This window comes from Mesorhizobium sp. f-mel, assembly GCF_053850215.1.
The window spans coordinates 82,987-101,571 of sequence record NZ_JBSPTO010000019.1 but is presented as its reverse complement, the minus strand read 5'-3'; the positions used below and the strand labels follow the sequence as shown (position 1 = coordinate 101,571).

At 62.8% G+C, this 18,585-nt stretch carries 21 protein-coding genes; 9 read left to right on the top strand and 12 right to left on the bottom strand.

Annotated elements, in window-relative coordinates:
* Window positions 1-82: 82 nt before the first annotated feature.
* The 7 genes from ACWUKX_RS21690 (at window position 83) to ACWUKX_RS21660 (ending at window position 5,882) form a co-directional block, all read left to right on the top strand.
* Window positions 83-1,111: a sulfate ABC transporter substrate-binding protein gene (locus ACWUKX_RS21690; protein WP_456008872.1), complete on the top strand. Its 1,029-nt coding sequence runs from the start codon at window positions 83-85 to the stop codon at window positions 1,109-1,111.
* A gap of 32 nt (window positions 1,112-1,143) precedes the next feature.
* Entirely contained in the window at window positions 1,144-1,995 is an 852-nt protein-coding gene (gene cysT, locus ACWUKX_RS21685; RefSeq protein ID WP_456008870.1) for a sulfate ABC transporter permease subunit CysT, read from the top strand.
* A complete protein-coding gene (gene cysW, locus ACWUKX_RS21680) occupies window positions 1,988-2,872 on the top strand; it encodes a sulfate ABC transporter permease subunit CysW (RefSeq protein ID WP_029351598.1) in 885 nt (294 codons plus the stop codon). The genes cysT and cysW overlap by 8 nt, the downstream gene beginning before the upstream one ends.
* Before the next feature lie 81 nt (window positions 2,873-2,953).
* Window positions 2,954-3,994, top strand: a complete 1,041-nt coding sequence (locus ACWUKX_RS21675) for a sulfate/molybdate ABC transporter ATP-binding protein (protein WP_455847252.1) — start codon at window positions 2,954-2,956, stop codon at window positions 3,992-3,994.
* Between the two features lie 200 nt (window positions 3,995-4,194).
* On the top strand, window positions 4,195-5,181 hold the full coding sequence (locus ACWUKX_RS21670; RefSeq protein WP_456008869.1) for a sulfate ABC transporter substrate-binding protein: 987 nt from the start codon (window positions 4,195-4,197) through the stop codon (window positions 5,179-5,181).
* The gene (locus tag ACWUKX_RS21665; RefSeq protein ID WP_287335843.1) at window positions 5,168-5,425 is read left to right on the top strand and encodes a hypothetical protein; all 258 of its coding nucleotides are present in this window, start codon (window positions 5,168-5,170) and stop codon (window positions 5,423-5,425) included. Before ACWUKX_RS21670 ends, ACWUKX_RS21665 begins: the two co-directional genes overlap by 14 nt.
* 7 nt (window positions 5,426-5,432) lie before the next feature.
* Complete coding sequence (locus ACWUKX_RS21660) at window positions 5,433-5,882, top strand: RrF2 family transcriptional regulator (protein WP_456008867.1); 450 nt, start codon at window positions 5,433-5,435, stop codon at window positions 5,880-5,882.
* A 39-nt stretch (window positions 5,883-5,921) separates the two neighbouring features.
* Here the strand turns inward: ACWUKX_RS21660 and ACWUKX_RS21655 are convergent, their stop codons facing one another.
* From ACWUKX_RS21655 to ACWUKX_RS21610, 10 genes are all read right to left on the bottom strand, one after another.
* Window positions 5,922-6,470 (bottom strand): gluconokinase, encoded by a 549-nt coding sequence (locus ACWUKX_RS21655; protein WP_456008864.1) that lies wholly within the window; start codon window positions 6,468-6,470, stop codon window positions 5,922-5,924.
* A gap of 8 nt (window positions 6,471-6,478) precedes the next feature.
* Complete coding sequence (locus tag ACWUKX_RS21650; RefSeq protein ID WP_456008862.1) at window positions 6,479-7,465, bottom strand: ABC transporter permease; 987 nt, start codon at window positions 7,463-7,465, stop codon at window positions 6,479-6,481.
* Window positions 7,462-8,442 carry an ABC transporter permease gene (locus ACWUKX_RS21645; protein WP_456008861.1) on the bottom strand — a complete coding sequence of 327 codons (981 nt, stop codon included), beginning with the start codon at window positions 8,440-8,442 and terminating at the stop codon, window positions 7,462-7,464. Before ACWUKX_RS21645 ends, ACWUKX_RS21650 begins: the two co-directional genes overlap by 4 nt.
* Window positions 8,439-9,986 (bottom strand): sugar ABC transporter ATP-binding protein, encoded by a 1,548-nt coding sequence (locus tag ACWUKX_RS21640; protein ID WP_455847248.1) that lies wholly within the window; start codon window positions 9,984-9,986, stop codon window positions 8,439-8,441. The genes ACWUKX_RS21645 and ACWUKX_RS21640 overlap by 4 nt, the downstream gene beginning before the upstream one ends.
* Before the next feature lie 66 nt (window positions 9,987-10,052).
* On the bottom strand, window positions 10,053-11,177 hold the full coding sequence (locus ACWUKX_RS21635; protein ID WP_065006774.1) for a sugar ABC transporter substrate-binding protein: 1,125 nt from the start codon (window positions 11,175-11,177) through the stop codon (window positions 10,053-10,055).
* 297 nt (window positions 11,178-11,474) lie between these two features.
* A complete protein-coding gene (gene gntR / locus ACWUKX_RS21630; protein ID WP_456008860.1) occupies window positions 11,475-12,503 on the bottom strand; it encodes an HTH-type transcriptional regulator GntR in 1,029 nt (342 codons plus the stop codon).
* A 234-nt stretch (window positions 12,504-12,737) separates the two neighbouring features.
* A complete protein-coding gene (locus tag ACWUKX_RS21625) occupies window positions 12,738-12,959 on the bottom strand; it encodes a hypothetical protein (RefSeq protein ID WP_456008884.1) in 222 nt (73 codons plus the stop codon).
* Window positions 12,960-13,080: 121 nt separating this feature from the next.
* Window positions 13,081-13,491, bottom strand: a complete 411-nt coding sequence (locus ACWUKX_RS21620) for an SRPBCC family protein (RefSeq protein WP_065006745.1) — start codon at window positions 13,489-13,491, stop codon at window positions 13,081-13,083.
* On the bottom strand, window positions 13,488-13,811 hold the full coding sequence (locus ACWUKX_RS21615; RefSeq protein WP_029351622.1) for an ArsR/SmtB family transcription factor: 324 nt from the start codon (window positions 13,809-13,811) through the stop codon (window positions 13,488-13,490). The genes ACWUKX_RS21620 and ACWUKX_RS21615 overlap by 4 nt, the downstream gene beginning before the upstream one ends.
* A gap of 153 nt (window positions 13,812-13,964) precedes the next feature.
* Entirely contained in the window at window positions 13,965-15,197 is a 1,233-nt protein-coding gene (locus ACWUKX_RS21610) for an MFS transporter (protein ID WP_456008858.1), read from the bottom strand.
* Window positions 15,198-15,374: 177 nt separating this feature from the next.
* On the opposite strand from ACWUKX_RS21610, the gene ACWUKX_RS21605 reads away from it, so the two are divergent.
* On the top strand, window positions 15,375-15,662 hold the full coding sequence (locus ACWUKX_RS21605; protein WP_456008857.1) for a DUF3175 domain-containing protein: 288 nt from the start codon (window positions 15,375-15,377) through the stop codon (window positions 15,660-15,662).
* A gap of 9 nt (window positions 15,663-15,671) precedes the next feature.
* On the opposite strand, the gene ACWUKX_RS21600 is transcribed toward ACWUKX_RS21605, so the two are convergent.
* Entirely contained in the window at window positions 15,672-16,448 is a 777-nt protein-coding gene (locus ACWUKX_RS21600) for a FadR/GntR family transcriptional regulator (protein WP_095518718.1), read from the bottom strand.
* 101 nt (window positions 16,449-16,549) lie between these two features.
* Complete coding sequence (locus ACWUKX_RS21595; RefSeq protein WP_065006740.1) at window positions 16,550-17,446, bottom strand: NAD-dependent epimerase/dehydratase family protein; 897 nt, start codon at window positions 17,444-17,446, stop codon at window positions 16,550-16,552.
* A gap of 155 nt (window positions 17,447-17,601) precedes the next feature.
* Between ACWUKX_RS21595 and ACWUKX_RS21590 the strand changes: the two genes are divergently transcribed.
* A complete protein-coding gene (locus ACWUKX_RS21590; RefSeq protein ID WP_456008856.1) occupies window positions 17,602-18,540 on the top strand; it encodes an NAD(P)-dependent oxidoreductase in 939 nt (312 codons plus the stop codon).
* The last annotated feature ends 45 nt before the right edge of the window (window positions 18,541-18,585 follow it).

The window sequence follows — 18,585 nt, the reverse complement described above, 5'->3', positions numbered from 1 at the left end:
CGAACGGACAAAAAAAGCAACATTGAGTGCATCTAATTTCTACCAATTCAGTAGATTTGAAGCGATCTCAACGGAGGCGTAAATGACCAATCCTCATTTCAGGAAACTGCTCGGCGCCCTGGTCGCTGCATCGGTCCAATTCGGAACACTCGGTTTCGCGTTTGCCGATACCACCATCCTCAACGTGTCCTATGATCCGACGCGTGAGCTGTACAAGCAATTCGACGAGGCCTTTGTCGCCCACTGGAAGGCCGAGACCGGTGAGACGGTAACCGTCCAGCAATCGCATGGCGGGTCGGGCGCACAGGCCCGCGCCGTGATCGACGGCCTCGACGCCGACGTGGTGACGCTGGCGCTCGAAGGCGACATCAACGCCATCGTCTCGAAATCGAAGAAGATCAATCCCGACTGGCGGACCAAGTTCGAGAACAATTCGGCGCCCTACACCTCGACCATCGTCTTCCTCGTCCGCAAGGGCAACCCGAAGGGCATCCACGACTGGGGCGATCTGGTCAAGGACGACGTCCAAGTGATCACGCCAAACCCCAAGACCTCGGGCGGCGCACGCTGGAACTATCTCGCCGCCTGGGCCTATGCCAACGCCAAGGATGGCGGCGACGAAGCCAAGACCAAGGAATTCGTCGGCAATCTCTACGCCCATGTTCCGGTGCTCGACACCGGTGCGCGCGGCGCGACCGTAACCTTCGCGCAAAAAGGCTTGGGCGACGTGCTGCTGGCCTGGGAGAACGAGGCCTATCTGGCGCTCGACGAGTTCGGCGCCGACAATTTCGACATAGTCTACCCGCCGACCTCGATCCTGGCCGAGCCGCCGGTCGCTGTAGTCGACGCCAATGTCGATGCCAAGGGCACGCGAAAAGTTGCCGAAGCCTATCTGAGCTACCTCTACTCCAAGGAAGGCCAGACGCTGATCGCCAAGAATCATTATCGCCCGTCGAAGCCCGACCTGGTGCCGGCGGAGGACCTCGCCAAACTGCCGGAGATCAAGCTGATCACCATTGACGATCCACTTTTTGGCGGTTGGAAGAAGGCGCAGCCTTACCATTTCGGCGATGGTGGTATATTCGACCAGATCTATAAGCCGGCCCAGTAGACCCAGTAAGCTAGACTCTAGATCAGGACGACATGACCACAGCACCCGCAAAGGCGGGGTGGCGGTTCAGACAGCCGAGCGTCATTCCGGGTTTCGGATTGACGCTCGGCTTCTCTCTTGCCTACCTCACGCTCATCATCCTCATTCCCCTTTCGGGGCTGGTCTGGCGATCGGCCGCGCTCGGCTGGGCCGATTTCTGGGCGATCGCCACCGACCGCCGCACCATCAATGCGCTTGAAATCAGCTTCGGCACCGCCTTCATTGCCGCCGCGGTCAATGTCGTCTTCGGCACGATCGTCGCCTGGGTACTGGTGCGCTACAACTTTCCTGGCCGCCGCATCGTCGATGCCATGGTCGACCTGCCCTTCGCCTTGCCGACGGCGGTGGCCGGTATCGCGCTGACCACGCTCTACGCGCCGAATGGCTGGCTCGGGAGCCTGCTGGCACCGCTCGGCATCAAGGTCGCCTACACGCCGCTCGGCATCGTCATAGCGCTGATCTTCATCGGGCTGCCTTTTGTCGTGCGCACCGTTCAGCCGATCATGGAGGAGATCGACAGGGAGGTGGAGGAAGTGGCCGCGACGCTCGGCGCCAATCGCTTCCAGACCATCGCCCGGGTTCTGCTTCCGGGCCTGGCGCCGGCCATCGTCACCGGTTTCGCGCTGGCTTTCGCACGCGGCGTCGGCGAGTACGGCTCCGTCATCTTCATCGCCGGCAATCTGCCCTACAAATCCGAGATCGCGCCGCTTCTGATCGTCATCCGGCTGGAGGAATACAATTATGCGGCGGCGACCGCGATCGCGGCGATCATGCTCGCTTTGTCGTTCGTGATGCTGCTGGTCATCAATCTGGTGCAGACGTGGAGCCGCAAGCGCTATGGCTGATCCGGAGATCAAATCCTACGCACCGCACCACGAAAGCCAGTCGGCGGCAGTGACCGAAAGCCGCCCGGCGAAAGCCGTGCTGATGATCGTGACCTTTGCCTTCCTCGGCATTTTCCTGCTCTTGCCGCTGATCGTCGTCTTTAACGAAGCCTTCGCAAAGGGCCTCAGTGCTTATACGGAGGCGCTGACCAACCCAGACACGCGCTCGGCGATCCACCTGACACTGCTGGTGGCGGCGATCTCGGTGCCACTCAACGTCGTCTTCGGCATCTCCGCCGCTTGGGCGATCGCCAAGTTCGAGTTCAAGGGCAAAGCCTTCCTCACCACGCTCATCGACCTGCCGTTTTCGGTCTCGCCGGTCATTTCCGGCCTGGTCTATGTGCTTTTGTTCGGAGCACAGGGCCTGCTCGGCGCCTGGCTGAAGGCGCATGGCATCGTCATCCTGTTTGCCGTGCCGGGCATCGTGCTCGCCACCATCTTCGTCACCTTCCCCTTCGTCGCCCGCGAACTGATTCCCTTGATGCAGGAACAGGGCAATGGCGACGAGGAGGCAGCGCTGTCGCTCGGCGCCAATGGCTGGCAGGCGTTCTGGTACGTGACGCTGCCCAACGTCAAATGGGGGCTGCTCTACGGCGTCTTGTTGTGCAATGCCCGCGCCATGGGCGAGTTCGGCGCGGTCTCCGTCGTGTCGGGCCACATACGCGGATTGACCAACACCATGCCGCTGCATGTCGAAATCCTTTATAACGAGTACAATGCCGCAGCCGCCTTCGCCGTCGCTTCACTACTTGCGGGCCTGGCGCTCGTCACGCTGGTCTTGAAAACACTTCTCGAAATGCGCTACGGCGCCGAGCTCGCCGCGACGCGCGGACACTAGATGAAATAAAGAGTTTGATGTCGCCCAAAGTGCGTAGCAGTTTCGGGATAACGACATGCATCGACAAAAAAGGGACGGTTGATGGAAGTTCGCGTTGCCAACGTGCGCAAGGAGTTTGAGCGGTTTCCGGCCCTCCACGACGTTTCGCTCGACATCAAGTCCGGCGAGCTGATCGCGTTGCTCGGACCCTCCGGCTCCGGCAAGACGACGCTGCTCAGGCTGATCGCCGGGCTGGAGCGGCCGACGAAAGGAACGATCTTCTTCGGCGAGGAGGATGCGTCGCAAAAGTCGATCCAGGAGCGCAATGTCGGCTTTGTCTTCCAGCATTATGCGTTGTTTCGCCATATGACGGTCGCCGACAATATCGGCTTCGGCCTCAAGGTCCGGCACGGGCCGACACGTCCGTCGGCGCAGGAAATCCGTCGCCGTGCCTCCGAGCTTCTCGATCTCGTCCAGCTTTCCGGCTTGGAAAAGCGCTATCCGGCGCAGCTTTCGGGCGGCCAGCGCCAACGCGTGGCGCTTGCCCGCGCCATGGCGATCGAACCGGCCGTGCTTTTGCTCGACGAGCCGTTCGGAGCGCTCGACGCCCAGGTCCGCCGCGAGCTGCGCCGCTGGCTGCGCGACATCCACGACGCTACCGGCTACACCACGGTCTTTGTCACCCATGACCAGGAAGAAGCGCTTGAGCTTGCCGACCGCGTCGTGGTGATGAGCCAGGGCAGCATCGAGCAGGTCGGCACCGCCGATGAAATCTACGACACGCCGAATTCGCCCTTCGTCTACGGCTTCATCGGTGAATCGAGCTCGCTTCCCGTCAAGGTCGAGGACGGCCAGGTCTGGATCGCCGATCGCCCGATCGGGCTGTCCGCGCCGCAGGCACCGCAAGGCGAAGCGACGCTGTTCTTCCGTCCGCACGATGTCGAACTGGTAGACGAATGCAACGGCTGCATCGCCGGCACGGTCGCCGCCAGCCGCCGCGTCGCCGGCACCAGACGGGTGGAGCTCGAAATTGGCGGCGAGCGTCAGCGGGTCGAGGTCGAGCTGCCCGTCGACCATCCGGCGGCGCAGAAAAGCCGGGTGGCGTTCAGGCCGCGGCGCTGGAAGCTTTTTCCGGCTGTGTAGAAGGCTGTATCTAAGCGGGCTACCTCGGCGTGCTGAGAACACGCCGAAATGCATCTGCTTGGAAGAAAATCCTATCAACGCGCCGTTTCGGCAATGCTTTTTCTCACAGCAACACCATAGATCCGGGTTGCATGCCTCGTCGCGTCGGGCATCGCCCGATTATCCTTCTGCGATAAACGGCATTTCAGGAGCCTGTTTTCATGAAGCGATTTTTGCTTGGCGTCGCCACATTGGCCGGCCTGTTCCTGGCATCCTCCCAAGCGTGGTCGGCCGACAAATTGCTGAACGCGTCCTATGATGTCGGCCGCGAACTGTTTGCGCAGGTGAACAAGGCCTTCGTCGCCGAGCACCCCGGCGTGACCATAGATCAGTCGCATGCCGGGACGTCGGCGCAGGCACGTGCCATCGCCGAGGGCCTCGGCGCCGATGTCGTCACCTTCAACCAGGTCATCGACATCGACTTCCTGGTCTCGAAGGCTCTTATCTCCGCCGACTGGCAGAAGGACTTCCCCGACAACGCCTCGCCTTTCTATTCGCTGCCGTCCTTCCTGGTGCGCGCCGGCAACCCGAAGAACATCAAGGATTGGGACGATCTCGTGCGCGACGACGTGCAGGTGATCTTCCCCAATCCGAAAACGTCGGGTAATGCGCGCTACACCTATCTTGCGGCCACCGCCTACGCAAAGGAAGCCTTCAAGGGCGACGATGCCAAGGTGAAGGAATTCGTCACCAAACTGTTCAACAATGTCCCGATCTTCGACTCCGGCGGGCGCGCCGCGACCACCACCTTCGTGCAGCGCGAGATCGGTGACGTGCTGATCACCTTCGAGTCGGAAACGCGCGGCGTCCGCAGGGAGTATGGCGATGACAAGTTCGAGCAGGTGACGCCTTCGGTCAGCCTGCTGGCGGAGTTTCCGGTGGCGATTGTCGACACGGTCGCCGACGAGCATGGCACGCGTGACCTCGCCAGGACTTATCTCGACTTCCTCTACACGCCGCAGGGCCAGGACATCGCCGCCCGCAACGGACTGAGGGCTCGCGACGCGGCGGTCGCCGCCAAATACAAGGCTGAGTTTCCCGATGTCCGCCTGCTGACGGTGGAGGACGTCTTCGGCGGCTGGGCCAAGATCCAGGCCGAGCATTTCGCCGCGGGCGGATTGCTCGACCAGACTTATGGCAGCCGCTGAGCAAGCGATCTTCGAACTTGAAGCGAAAGCCGGCTTTTGCCGGCTTTCTTCGTTTTCGCGGTCCGGAAAGGTGATTTCGCGCATTTCCGGCCGCACCATCCAAAACGTCACGAAGAATCAACGTGTTTGTGCCTACTGTGCCATCAGACGGCTTGTTTTCGCGAAACTGCGTCGTGCGACCAAACGTCATGATTTACACACAAACAACCGCCAGATGCGGGCGGTTGGGGTTTTCATGAACTGAATCGAGCATGCTTACCAAAAAAGGCAAATACGGCCTCAAGGCCCTCGTGCATCTGCCAGGCTTGCCGGTCGGTCAGCTCGCATTCGTCAACGACATTGCCGTCGCCAACAACATCCCGAAGAAATTCCTGGATGCCATTCTGGGCGAATTGCGCAATGCCGGCTTCGTCCAGAGCCGCAAGGGCAAGGAAGGCGGCTACCGCCTCGCCCGGCCGGCCTCCGAGATCAAGATCGGCCATGTCGTGCGTGTCCTCGACGGGCCGCTGGCGCCAATCCCTTGCGCCAGCCGCACCCAATATCAGCGCTGCGAGGATTGCGACGAGGCGACATGCCAGGTCCGGAACATGATGCTGGAGGTGCGCCAGGCGATCGCCGAGGTGCTGGACAATCGCAGCCTCGCCGCGATGCGCGACGCCGACAATGACGATTTTCCAGTCGAACTGACGTCGCAGATCTGATCAGCCGCCGCTAAAGCGGGATCCGCGCCGGCGACCCGCTCAGGAATTCGCCTCGAACAGGCTCACGACGTCGCCGACAATGTCGGCGATCGGGCGCGTCGCATCGAGCGTCAATGCGTTCTCGTCGGCTGCCGGCGCTTCTAGCGTGGCGAACTGGCTGTCGACCAGGCTTGCCGGCATGAAATGGCCCTGGCGGGAGCCGACACGCTGCTTCGCGGTCGCGGGATCGATTTCCAGATAGAGGAAAACGATATCCTGGCAAAAGCCGCGCAGACGCTCGCGGTAGCTGCGCTTTAGCGCCGAACAGGCGGCCACCACGCCCTGCCCATCGCCGACCGATCCCGCAATGCGCCGGCCGATCGCGTCGAGCCAGCCTTCGCGCAATGCGTCGGTCAGCGGCTCGCCGCTTGCCATGCGCGCGACGTTTTCCGGCGGATGCAGCCGGTCGCCCTCGACGAAGAAGGCGCCCAACGCTGCGGCCAACGCTTCGCCGACGGCCGACTTGCCACAACCGGCGACGCCCATCACCACGACGGCCGGTGCGGGCCGAACGCGATGCCCCTGCGTTTGTGCTGCCTTTTCGTCCACGATGCGGGTCAGCGGCTGGCCGGCGCGCGGCCGTAAAGCAGGAGCATGGCGACGATGACGACGCCGTAGATGATCTGCCGCCCCGCCTCCGGCATCTGCATGACCGAAAGAATGGATTGCAAAAGCGTGATCAGGATGACGCCAGCGACCGTGCCGAGATACGAGCCGCGGCCGCCGAGGATCGAGGTGCCGCCAAGCACGACCGCTGCGATCGACGGCAGGAGATAGGCGTCGCCCATAGACTGCGCCGCCTTGGAGGCATAGCCGGCCAGAAGCACGCCGCCGAAGGCGGAGAGCCCGCCGGACACGGCGAAGGCGATCAGCACGACGCGCCGCGTGTCGATGCCGGAGAGGTAGGCGGCGCGCTCGCGGTTGCCGATACCGTAGACGGTACGGCCGAAGCCGGTGCGGGTCAGCACGAAAACCATCGCAGCACCGATCAGCGCCCAGATGACGACCGCGTTGGGCACGCCCGGAATGGCAAAGCCGGTCGCCAGATAGCGCATCGCCCGGGTCGCCGAATCCTGCGGCGAGAACCCGCCCGTATAGACCACCATCAGCCCTTGCGCGACGGCATTGGTGGCGAGCGTGATGATCATCGAGGGAATGCGCAGATAAGCGACGCCGATGCCGTTGACGACGCCGATCGCGACACCGCAGGAGATGCCGAACGGGATCGCCAGCGCCACGCCGACCGGGCCGTAGGCGGCGGCCGCACATGCCATCATTGCGCCCGCCGCCACCGACCACGGCACCGATAGGTCGATCTGGCCGAGCAGGATGACTAGCATCATGCCGGTGGCGATGACGCCGAGAAACGAGGCCACCTTGAGCTGCTGCAGCAGATATTCCGGGGACAGGAAGCTGCGCGAATAGAGGCTGCCGACAAACAGCAGCAGCACGATGCAAGCAAAGGCGGTCAGCACCGCGGGATCAGCGCGGCGGATGAATTTCGGCATGCGGCCGGCGATGCCGCCGATGGTCGTTTCGCTCACAGGAACCACTCCAGCCGGTTGCGGACCCTGAACAGGGCGAAGGCGCCGAGGCTGACGGCGATCAGCAGGATGACGCCCTGGAACAGCGGCTGCCAGAGCGGATCGAAATCGAAGACGAAGAGCAGGTCGCCGATGGTGCGGAATGCGAGCGCGCCGAAGATCGCGCCGATGGCGCTGCCCTTGCCGCCGAACAATGAGACGCCGCCAAGCACCACGGCGGCGATCGAGAACAACGTATAGGCATTGCCGCTGGCATAGGCCGCCTCGCCCGTATAGGTGAAGAAGGTCAGGAACAGCCCACCGATCGCGGCCAGCAGGCCGGCGAGCGCATAAGCGGCGAACTTGCCGCGGCGGATCGGCACGCCGGACATGTAGGCCGCCGTCTCCGACGATCCCGCGGCATAGGCCGCGCGGCCGAGCACCGATCGGCTGAACGGCACCCAGACCATGAGCACGACGGCCAGCAGCGCCACCAGGCTCGCCGGCACCGCGCCGAACAGCCGCCCGGTCAGCGCGTCGGCGAGATCCTCGTTGACCGAGCCGCCCGGGAACGGCCGAAGCAGCAGCGCGATGCCGAAATAGACCGCGCCGGTGGCGATGGTAGTGACGATCGGCTGCAGCCTTCCGTAGATGACGATGGCGCCGTTGATCGCCCCGCACAGCAGCCCGGTGCCGAGCACCGCGACGACGCCGAACGCGGTTTCGATGCCGGTGCCGATGACCAGCCATGAGGCCAGGCAGTTGGTCAGCAGAAAGATCATGCCGACGGATAGGTCGATGCCGGCGGTGATCACCACCAGCGTCTGCGCCATGGCGACGAAGGCGAGCAGCACGCCCTTGTTGGAAGCCGTCTGCACGACATTGGCGGTAAAGCCCGCCGGATGGTTCGAGGTGTAGATCGCAAACATCACGATGAAGATGCCGAACGCCAGCAGCGTTCCGCGTTGTTCGGCAAGCCAGTAGCGCCAGTCCTTCACGCGTCCGCTCCTTGGCCAACAGGCATCTCTTCGCCATGGATGTTGAGCGCGCTGGCGATCAGCGCCCGCTCGGTGATCTCGGCGCCGACCAGCTCGCGCTTTACTGCTCCGTCATAGAGCACCAGAACCCGGTCGCAGCAGCCGATCAGCTCGTCATAGTCGGTCGAGTAAAACAGGATCGCCGCGCCTTGGTCGGCAAGCTTGCGCATCAGCTGATACAGTTCCTGCTTGGTGCCGACATCGATGCCCCGCGTCGGGTCGTTGAGCAGGATGATGCGCGGCTGCCGCATCAGCCATTTGGCGATGACGACCTTCTGCTGGTTGCCGCCGGACAGTGCGCCGACCGGGATGTCGAGGCCTGCCGTCTTGATCGCCAGCAGAGCTACCATGTCGTCGATCAGTCGCTGCTCGGCGGCACGGTCGATGATGCCGGCCCTGGACAGCCGGTCGAGTGCGGCGAAGGAGAGGTTTTCGCGCACCGTCATCGGCAGCATCAGGCCTTCCGTCTTGCGGTCTTCCGGGATCAGCGCCATGCCGATCCGGTCACCGCGCGCCTTGGCCGGGCTGGCGATCGCCACCGGTTTGCCGTCGATCAATATCTGCCCGCTGAGGCCGCGCAGCACGCCGAAGAAGGCGAGCAGCAATTCGCGCTGGCCCTGGCCGTCGAGACCGCCGAGGCCGACGACCTCGCCTGCGCCGACCGACAGCGAGATATTGTCCAGCCGGTCGGTCCAGGAAAGCTTGCGCGCCTCCAGCACGGGAGCGGCGGTGGCCGGCGCGCGCATCGGCCTCGGTGGGAAAATATGGCTGTATTCGCGGCCGATCATCAGCTCGACGACTTCATTGTCGCTCTTGGTGCCTGCTGCGTAGCTGGCGACATTGCGGCCGTTGCGGAAGACCGTGCACTGGTCGGCAAGCTCAGCGATCTCGTTCATGCGATGCGAGATGTAGAGCAGCGCCAGCCCTTCCGAGCGCAGCCGCTTCAGCACGCCGAAAATCTTGGCGACGTCGGCCGCGGTCAGCGCCGAGGTCGCCTCGTCGAGGATCAGGATGCGCGGCTTCCTGGCAAGTGCTTTGGCGATCTCGACCATCTGCCTTCTTGAAAGCGGAAGGTCCTTGACAAGCGCCAGCGGGTGGATGTCGGCAGCGCCCGCGCGCGCCAGGGCTTCTTCCGCGATGCGTCGCTGCGCCTTGCGGTCGATCATGCCGAAGCGTTTCGGCGGATCGGAAATGACGATGTTGTCGGCAACGCTGAGTTCGGGGACGAGCGACAGTTCCTGGAAAATGCAGACGATGCCGGCCTGGTTGGCCGCGGCCGGCGAAGCGAAGCTCACCTCGCTTCCGTCCAGCATCATGCGGCCTTCGTCAGGCGCGACGACGCCGGCCATGACCTTGATCAGCGTCGATTTGCCGGCGCCGTTTTCGCCGAGGATGGCGTGAATGCTGCCTGGTGTTACCGAAAGCTCGGCCTTTTCCAGCGCCCGCACACCGCCATAGCGCTTGGATATGCCCTCCATGCGGAAGAGCGGAACCGCACCGTCCATCGGCCCCTCCCAAGGCGCTTGTTCTTCGGGACCGGCGCCGCGGGCCCGCGGCGCCGAGCGATCAGTCTATTGGTTTTCCTTGCTCTGGCCCATGATTTCCTGCGCCGTGAAATTGATGCCGCAGGTCGGGAAAGAGTTGCCAACGAAGAAATTGTCGGACTGGTCGGGGAAATAGTCCTCGCCTTCTTTGAAGTTCGGATGCTCGACGATCGCCAGCGGCAGCTTCACCGCTTGCGGGACGACCTGGCCTTCGAGCGCTGCGATTGCCGTCTTGATGGCGACCGCCACCTGTGCGGGGCCGGTTCCGGCCGACGAACATTTCAGCCCGTCTGCGGCAAACTTGGCGCAGAATTTGCGGAAGCCGTTCTCCGTTTCGCCGCCGAACGGCACGAACGGATGCTTGGCGTCGATCATCGCCTGGACGATGCCGGTGTCGCCGCCCTGCCCGGTGACGCCGTCGAAGGGGCCGTTGGTGGCGATCGCGTCGGCCGAGGCCTTTTGCGCCACGCCATCGTCCCATTTGCCGATGACTTCGGTGACCTCCCACTTCTTACCCGAAGCGTTGAGAACTTCATGGATGCCGTTGTGGCGGTCGGTGTCGACCGACGTGCCGGCAACGCCGCGCACTTCGAGGATCTTGCCACCATTGGGAATATGCTTGATCAGCCAGTTGGCCCACAACTCGCCAAGGCCTTTCTGATCGACATTGACGTTGATGGCGTCCTTGGTGTCGAGAATGTTGTCGAAGGCGACCAGCACGACGCCGGCTTCCTTGGCGCGCTTGATGACCGGTCCGAACGCCGTCGGATTCTGCGCGTTGACGACGATCGCGTCATAGCCGGAATCGATGAAGTTGTTGATCGCCGAAATCTGCGCCGGCACGTCTTCGCCGGTTGAGACGACCTTGAATTCCTTCAGTTTCGCCGCGACCTCCGGCTGCGCCGCATAGGCTTTTGCCGTCTGCACCATCTGAATGCGCCAGGTGTTGGCGATGTAGCCATTGGCGAGCGCGATGCGGTACGGGCCTTCTTTCTTGGGAAACTTGAAGAACTGCGTGTCGGCCGCCCATGGCGCGAAGCATTCCGGCTCGGCAGAGGGGCCCTTGACGATTTCGGCTTCGGCGAGCGCCGACGAACTCAGCATAACCAATGCAGTGGCGGCAATGATGCCACCAACGAGTGACTTGATCATCGATATTCCTCCCAGTTGCAGTTCTGATTGTTCTTACGCGTCTCGCGCGTCTGGCCCGGCACCTCCCGCCTTGCTCGTCGCGCCTTTCAGGCGGCCGAATGCCGACCCGATCTCCTCCCTTGCCGATTGGTAAACCAAAGTAAAAACTATCATATTATACATAATAAACAAGTGTGAGCTGTCGCTTATATATAATAAACAGACTTCGGTCTTTGCTGCGACTTCCGCCTAGTGGCATATGGTAGCGCTACCATCGCTCGTTGTAAAGGGCATTTCGCAATGCCTGCAAAGTGCTTTTCAGCGGGCAGTGCTCTCGCGGCGCTTAAGCTCGAAGCCAAGGTCGACGACCGGCTCTTGCGGCCGCTTGCCTGCAATCGCCGCGAGCGCCATAGCGACCGAGCGCCGGCCGATCTCGTAGCGAGGCGTCCGGATGCTGGTGACCGATGGAAAAGCCACTTCCATCATGTCGAGATCGTTGAAGCCTGTGATGCCGATCGTCTTCGGCACGGCGATCGAGGCGCGGTGGCACTCGAACAGTACGCCGAGCGCGATGTCGTCGTTGTTGCAGAAAACCCCGTCAAGCATCGGCACCCTGGCCAGTGCGTCACGAAACAGTTCGCGGCCGAGCGTCACGCTGGACGGCACCGGCGTGGTGGTGATCAGCCGCGGGTCGAACAGACCGGCCGCCTCCATCGCCCCGCGATAGCCTGCCAAACGACGCTGCGAGCGCGGGTCCATGCGCGCGCCGATGAAGCCGATGCGGCAATAGCCCATTTCGATCATGTGCTCCGTCGCCGCCTTGCCGCCGTCGAAATGCGAGAAGCCGACCATCATGTCAACCGGATCGGGCCCGGTCTCCATGACCTGTACCACCGGGCAGCCGGCCGTCTCGAGCAGTCTTCGCGACGTTGGCGTCTGGTCGATGCCCGCCACGATCAGCGCCGCCGGGCGCTGCGGGCCGAACACCTGCAGCAGCCGTTCCTCCTCGAGGCCGGAATAATGGGTATTGCCGAGCTGGATACGGTAGGAACTGTCGGACAGGCTGTCATAGATGCCGCGCAGCACTTCGGCAAAGACGCTGTTGGTGAGCGACGGCACCAGCACGCCAAAGACCTCGGCGCGCGCCGAAGCCAGCGCCCGCGCATTCGGGTCGGGCAGATAGCCGAGCTCATCGACAGCCGCCTGGATCTGGCGGCGCAGATCTTCCGAAACACGCCCCGGCTCGCGCAAGGCGCGGGAAACCGTGATGGCGCCGACACCGGCCTTACGCGCGACATCGGCGATCGTCGGACGGCCGCCGCCGCGGCGCGAGCGCGGTTTGGTCACAGCCTTGTCCCGAACGCGGCGCCTTCGCCGAAGCGCGGCCACGAAATGCTGTTCAGCGTCTTTGCCACTATCACCATGCCAACCCGACTTGCCGCACCCGTCTGGCGTCGCGCAGCCTTACCCCATTGTCAAGCTAACCGGCCAGGACAGCTACCCGAACTCGGGTAGCGCCACAGTTTGAATTTCGGCTGTGGGTGGTGAGCGGGCGTCTTGTCGTCCACCGTGCTCAGGCTTCTACGCCGTGCCTCGTCCGCTGCGCCACCTCGTGGCGTACGGCAATGCGAACAAGTAGAGACCGCTGAGCATGAGCAAGGCGAGCGGGATCAGAGGCATGAGGTATACCCAGTAGGAGGGCTCGACACCTGCGCCCAAGGTGATGAAGATGGCAGCGACCACCGCCGTAAAAATGATCGACAGCCAGCGGTGGAGTTGCCGAATCCACGTGTTCCAGTTCATGAGCACCTCCTCTGAAGACGAGCTGAAGCGGATCGGGCGACCCGCTTGGCGCCAGCCTTCTTGCAAGCTTGTTTGATTTGATGCCGTCTTGTTGGCCATTGCCCGTTGGCGCCGGCACGCCTTACTCTATGCGCGCCAGGACCTGCTCCAGGTTCGCAAAGAACCGCTGCCACCCATATTTGGCACCCTGGTAATACTGCTGCTGATCAGGCCGGAAGCCCAACTGCTCCATGCGCAGATGGGTCCCCGTGCTCGTAGGGGTGAGCGTCCACGTGACGACACTCCGGAGATCCTTGGTATCCCACGTGTAAGACAGCGTCTTGTTGGGCTCGACTGCCTGGACCTGACAGTCGACCGCCCCCCAGTCCGCGCTAAGATTGAAACGGTGCCCCTCGTCTGGCTTGAAATCGTTCTTCATCAGCCACTCCTCGATCAGGTGTGATTGCGTAAGTGCGCGCCAGATCTTTTCCGGCGGAAAAGCTACCTCCCGTTCGACAACGACGGCGCGCGTTTCGGTCTCAGTATTGGTCATTGGTCCATCCTTTTGAGCAAATCTTCGAGGTTGTCGAACCGGCTTTGCCAGAACCCAGCCATCTGGTTCGTCCAGTCGATCAGCGGCGCCAAGGCGCCGAGCTCCGCGCTATAGTGCGTGTTGCGGCCTTCGTGGCGGTCGCGCACCAACCCGGCCTGCTTCAGAACCCCAAGGTGCTTTGACACTGCCGGTTGCGAGACCCCAGCCCGAGCGGTCAGAGCCGCGACGGTCTGGTCTCCGTCGCGACACAGCCGCTCGAAAATGGCCCGTCGCGTCGGATCGGCAAGCGTTCTGAAAAGGATCTCATGGGGCTGTGACATGGTAATCGATAACTCGCTGGCTATTCGATCAATCAATAACCGCCGAGATATGTGTAAGTCAAGCAGGAACGTGGCCCGGTGATAGCGGACTGTCAGCCATTAGTCAGCGAACTTCCGCTGGGGGTCGTGAGCCGAAATTCAAAGGGTCAGTGCTCAGCCCATTGCCGCGGCGCGGCGCCGCGCTTTCCACAGCAGCAGCACCATGGCCGCTATGTTCAGCAGGTTCCAGGCGATGCCGTTGAGGAATGCGGCGGCGTAGGAGCCGGTCAGATCGTAGATCCAGCCTGACATCCAGCCGCCGATCGCCATGCCGAAGATCGTCGCCATGATTACGATGCCGACGCGCTGGCCGGCCTCTCTGGCCGGCATGTATTCCCGTACGATGATCGCATAGCAAGGCACGATGCCGCCTTGCGACAGGCCGAAAACCAGCGAGACGACGTAAAGCGAGGCGAGCCCGTCGAAGGGGATGTAGAACAACAGCGACAAGCCTTGCAGTGCCGAGCCGATCAGCAGGGTTTTCACGCCGCCGATGCGATCGGCAAGAAAACCGGATGCCAGCCGGCTGATGACGCCCGCCACCATCATGATCGACAGCATGTCGGCGCCACGCGCCATGCCATAGCCGAGGTCCATGCAATAGGCGACGATATGGACCTGCGGCATCGACATCGCCACGCAGCAGCCCAGGCCGGCGACGACGAGCAGCATCTGCAGGGCTGCCGGCGACAGCGATATCGGCTGGACGGGCCGGCTGCCGGGCGACCCGGGAGCGGCGGCACGTGGCGCGCCGCGCCTGAGCAGCAGGATCAGCGGCACCATGGTCGCGACGCAGACGACGCCGATCGCGCCATAGGTGAAGCGCCAGCCTTCGCTCTTCATGACATAGGGCATCGCCATCGGCCAGACCGCCCCGGCGAGATAGCTGCCGGCGGCGGCAGCCGTGACCGCGACGCCGCGCCGGCGGTTGAACCAGTGCGAGATGTCGGCGATCAGCGGCCCGAAGATCGCCGACGTGCCGACGCCGATCAAAAGCCCCTGGGCAAGAGTAAACTGCAGGATCGAAGTAGTCAGCGACGCCAGCAGGAAACCAGTGCCGAGCGCCACCGAGGCAATGAGCGCCGGTATCCAGTAGCCCACGCGGTCGATGGCGCGGCCGACCACAACATTACCGACGGCGAAGCCGACCATGGTCGCGGTATAGGGCATCGACGCGGCGGCGCGATCGACGCCGAATTCGGCCTGCACCGCCGGCAGCACCACGACGACCGCCCACATGCCGACGCCGCCGATCGTCGCCAGCAGCATCGAGATGCCGAGCCGCATCCAGGCATAGGCGCTGTCGATGCCGGGGCTGCTTGGCTGGCTGGAGAAGGTTGTGGTCAAGGCGTTTCCTGTCCGCGATTCTGCAAAATCGACCGGTTCGACACCACTATCGGCACATTGGCGGCGCCGTGCAGCGCCACATCACGCAAATCCGTGGCTCCAGGGATTCGAGCTGAAGTGGAACAGTGGCCGCCGTCCCGGAGTTTTCCATCAACGCACCAATGGAAGGAGTTTGTCATGACCGCGAAAAGGAAATGGTCGGCCGAGGTGACGGAGCACAGCGATGCGCTGGACCTCGAGGAGCACGTCTTCGAATCCCACGACCCTAAAAAGATCGCGGCCTCGCTGAAGCGATCGGCCGAACATAGTGACCGGCGCAAGGCCGAGCCGTTCCAATCCGCCATGTCGATGCTGAATTTCTACATCAACCGTGCCGGCAAGAACCTGCCGGCCAAGCAGAAGAAAGTCCTGGAGAACGCCAAGGACGAACTGCGCGCGCTGTTTGGGCGCCCGAGAGAAGATTAGAGGGTCGGCCTACCTCGACTTGATGACGCTATCTGTATTGGCCAACAGCTTGCGCACCGCGTTGCGCGCCGCATCCGGCCGCTGCAGGCGAATGTTCTTTTCGATCGCCTCGTGCAGCTTCTGCGCGTGCTGCAAATCGTCCAGTTCCCGCGTCGTATAGGCGAACAGATGATCGAAGGCCGATTCGATCAGCACACCGAGCGGCACCAGAAGGTCGTTGCCCGAGGCGCGCAGGATGGCCAGATGAAAACGCGTGTCCGCGCGGGTGCGCTCCTGCAGCGTCGTCGCTTGGCCCATCTCCCGGCAGGCCTGGCTGATCTCGGCCATCTGCTCGTCTGTGCGGCGCATCGCGGCAAAGGCGGTCGCTTCCGGCTCGATGATGTGGCGGAACTCCTGCACCGTTTTCAGGAACACCTCGCGGTCGGGCGAGGTCGCGTACCAAGCCAGCACGTCGCGGTCGAGCAGGTTCCAGCGCTCTTTCGGCTCGACCCAGCTGCCGATCTTCGGACGCGACGCCAAAAGGCTCTTGGCCATCAGCATCTTGATCGCTTCGCGCACCGCCGAGCGGCTGACGTCGAAAGTCTCGGACCATTTGGCCTCGTTGGGCAGGATGGTTCCCGGCGGATAGTCGCCGCGCACGATCCTGAGACCGATCTCGTTGGCTAGCGACGCATGCACGCTCGACCCAGGCATACGCGCCGCATCGGCACGGCGGACGACAGCCGGGCGCTCGGCGGACGCCGCCTTGGCCGGTGTTTTTCCCCTATTCGGCTTGCCGTCCCGCATGCGTTCACAAAGTCCGGATTCCGAAAGCTGTCAAGCACAGGAAAGCCTCGGGCTGCAAAGCCTGCTTCTGTGCACAGATCAGCCCGGGTGCATCGACCCCGTCATGCCGACTTGACGTATTTCCGCCAGCTGTGTTCAGGGCGGAACCCGAGCACATCCCGCGCCTTGCGGTTCGAAAGCAGCGTCTCGTATTCGCCAAGCTCAGCGTTGACCGGCACGCCGGGATAAAACCGCTTCAAGAGTTCAGCCGTCGGCAGATCGGACGAGGTGTCGTCATTGGCTGCGTTGAACACCTGATAGCCGAGCCCATCCTTTTCGATGGCGCGAAGCGTGATCTGGCCAAGGTCGCGCGCGTCGATATAGCTCCAGGCGATCCGCTTGCGGAAACCCGGATCGGCGAACCATTTCGGGAACAGCGAATATTCATGCGGCTCGATGACGTTGCCGATGCGCAAGGCGTAGATGTCGATGCCGCTGCGCAGCGCGAAGGCGCGCGCCGTCTTCTCGTTGACGATCTTGGACAGCGCGTAGCTGTCCATCGGGTCGACATCGTACTCCTCGTCGAGCGGAAAATGCGTCGGGTCGCGCGGCTCGTTGGCGAAGACCAGCCCATAGGTCGTCTCGCTGGAGGCGATCACCACCTTGCGGATGCCGAGCTTCACCGCCGCCTCGATTACATTATAGGTGCCGAGCGCATTGATACGGAACACCTCGTTATCGGGCGTGATCATGATGCGCGGGATCGCCGCGAAATGCACCACGGCGTCGACCGGCTGCGCGCGCAGCGACGGGTCGAATTCATGCAGGCCCATATAGCTCGACAGCGCGTTGAACACCTGCCCGCTGTCGGTGATGTCGGTGATCAGCGTGCGCACCTTGGGATTGTCGAGCGGCTTGGTATCGATGTTGAGCAGCTGGCACCCCTGCTCGACCAGATACTGCACGACATGACGCCCGGCCTTGCCGCTGCCGCCGGTGAACATGATCCGCTTCGTCATTTTGCTCTCCACATTCCCTGGAATTCATGTGTATTGTCAGACAATATCGAACTCTGCAATCGTCTACCAACCGCTTGCGGCAAAAACCCGCTTCAACAATTCGCCTGCCAAAGTGCAGCGCCGTCATCGAGACCGCAACACAGGATTACACGGACATGAACACCACCGCCGCGAGCGAAAAGATCGGCTTCATCGGACTGGGCTTGATGGGACACGGGATCGCGAAGAACATCGTCGATAAGGGCTATTCGCTGACATTCCTCGGCCGCAAGAACCGCGCTCCGGCGGAAGACCTGCTCGGCCGGGGTGCGGAGGAAGCCGCGACCTCGCGCGACGTCGCAGTGGCATCCGATATCGTCTTCATCTGCGTCACCGGCTCGCGCGAGGTCGAAGCCATCATCCGCGGGCCCAGCGGCCTCAAGGAAGGCCTGAAGAAGGGTTCGGTGGTCGTTGATTGCTCGACCTCGGACCCGACCTCGACCGTAGCGCTTGCCGCCGAACTCAAGGCGCTCGGCGTCGACTATGTCGATGCCCCGCTCAGCCGCACGCCGAAGGAGGCTTGGGAAGGCACGCTCGACGCCATGGTCGGCGCGTCCGACGCGGTCTTTGCCCGACTGAAGCCGGTGCTCGACACCTGGGCCGGACGCATCGTCCACATCGGAGACACCGGCGATGGCCACCGCATGAAGCTGCTCAACAATTTTATTTCGCTGGGTTATGCGGCGATCTATTCCGAGGCGCTGGCGCTGGCTGAGAAGGTCGGCATCTCGCCGCCGCGCTTCGACAGCGTTATCCGCAACGGCCGCATGGATTGCGGCTTCTATCAGACCTTTATGCGCTGGACGCTGGAAGGCGACCGCGATGCGCACAAATTCACCATCGCCAACGCCTTCAAGGACCTCACCTATCTCGAATCGATGGCGGGTGCTGCCGGCATCGCCAACCCGCTTGGCAATGCCACGAAGAACGCATTCGCCGGCGCATTCGCCGCTGGGCCGGCCGATCAATATGTGCCGATGCTGGCGACGCATATCGGCAAGGTCAACGGCGTCGACCTGATACCGACGAAGGATGGGAAGAAGCAGACGATTTGAGGCTGCCCCCGCCGTTTTTTTGATCAAGCCTGGCACCGCCCCTCA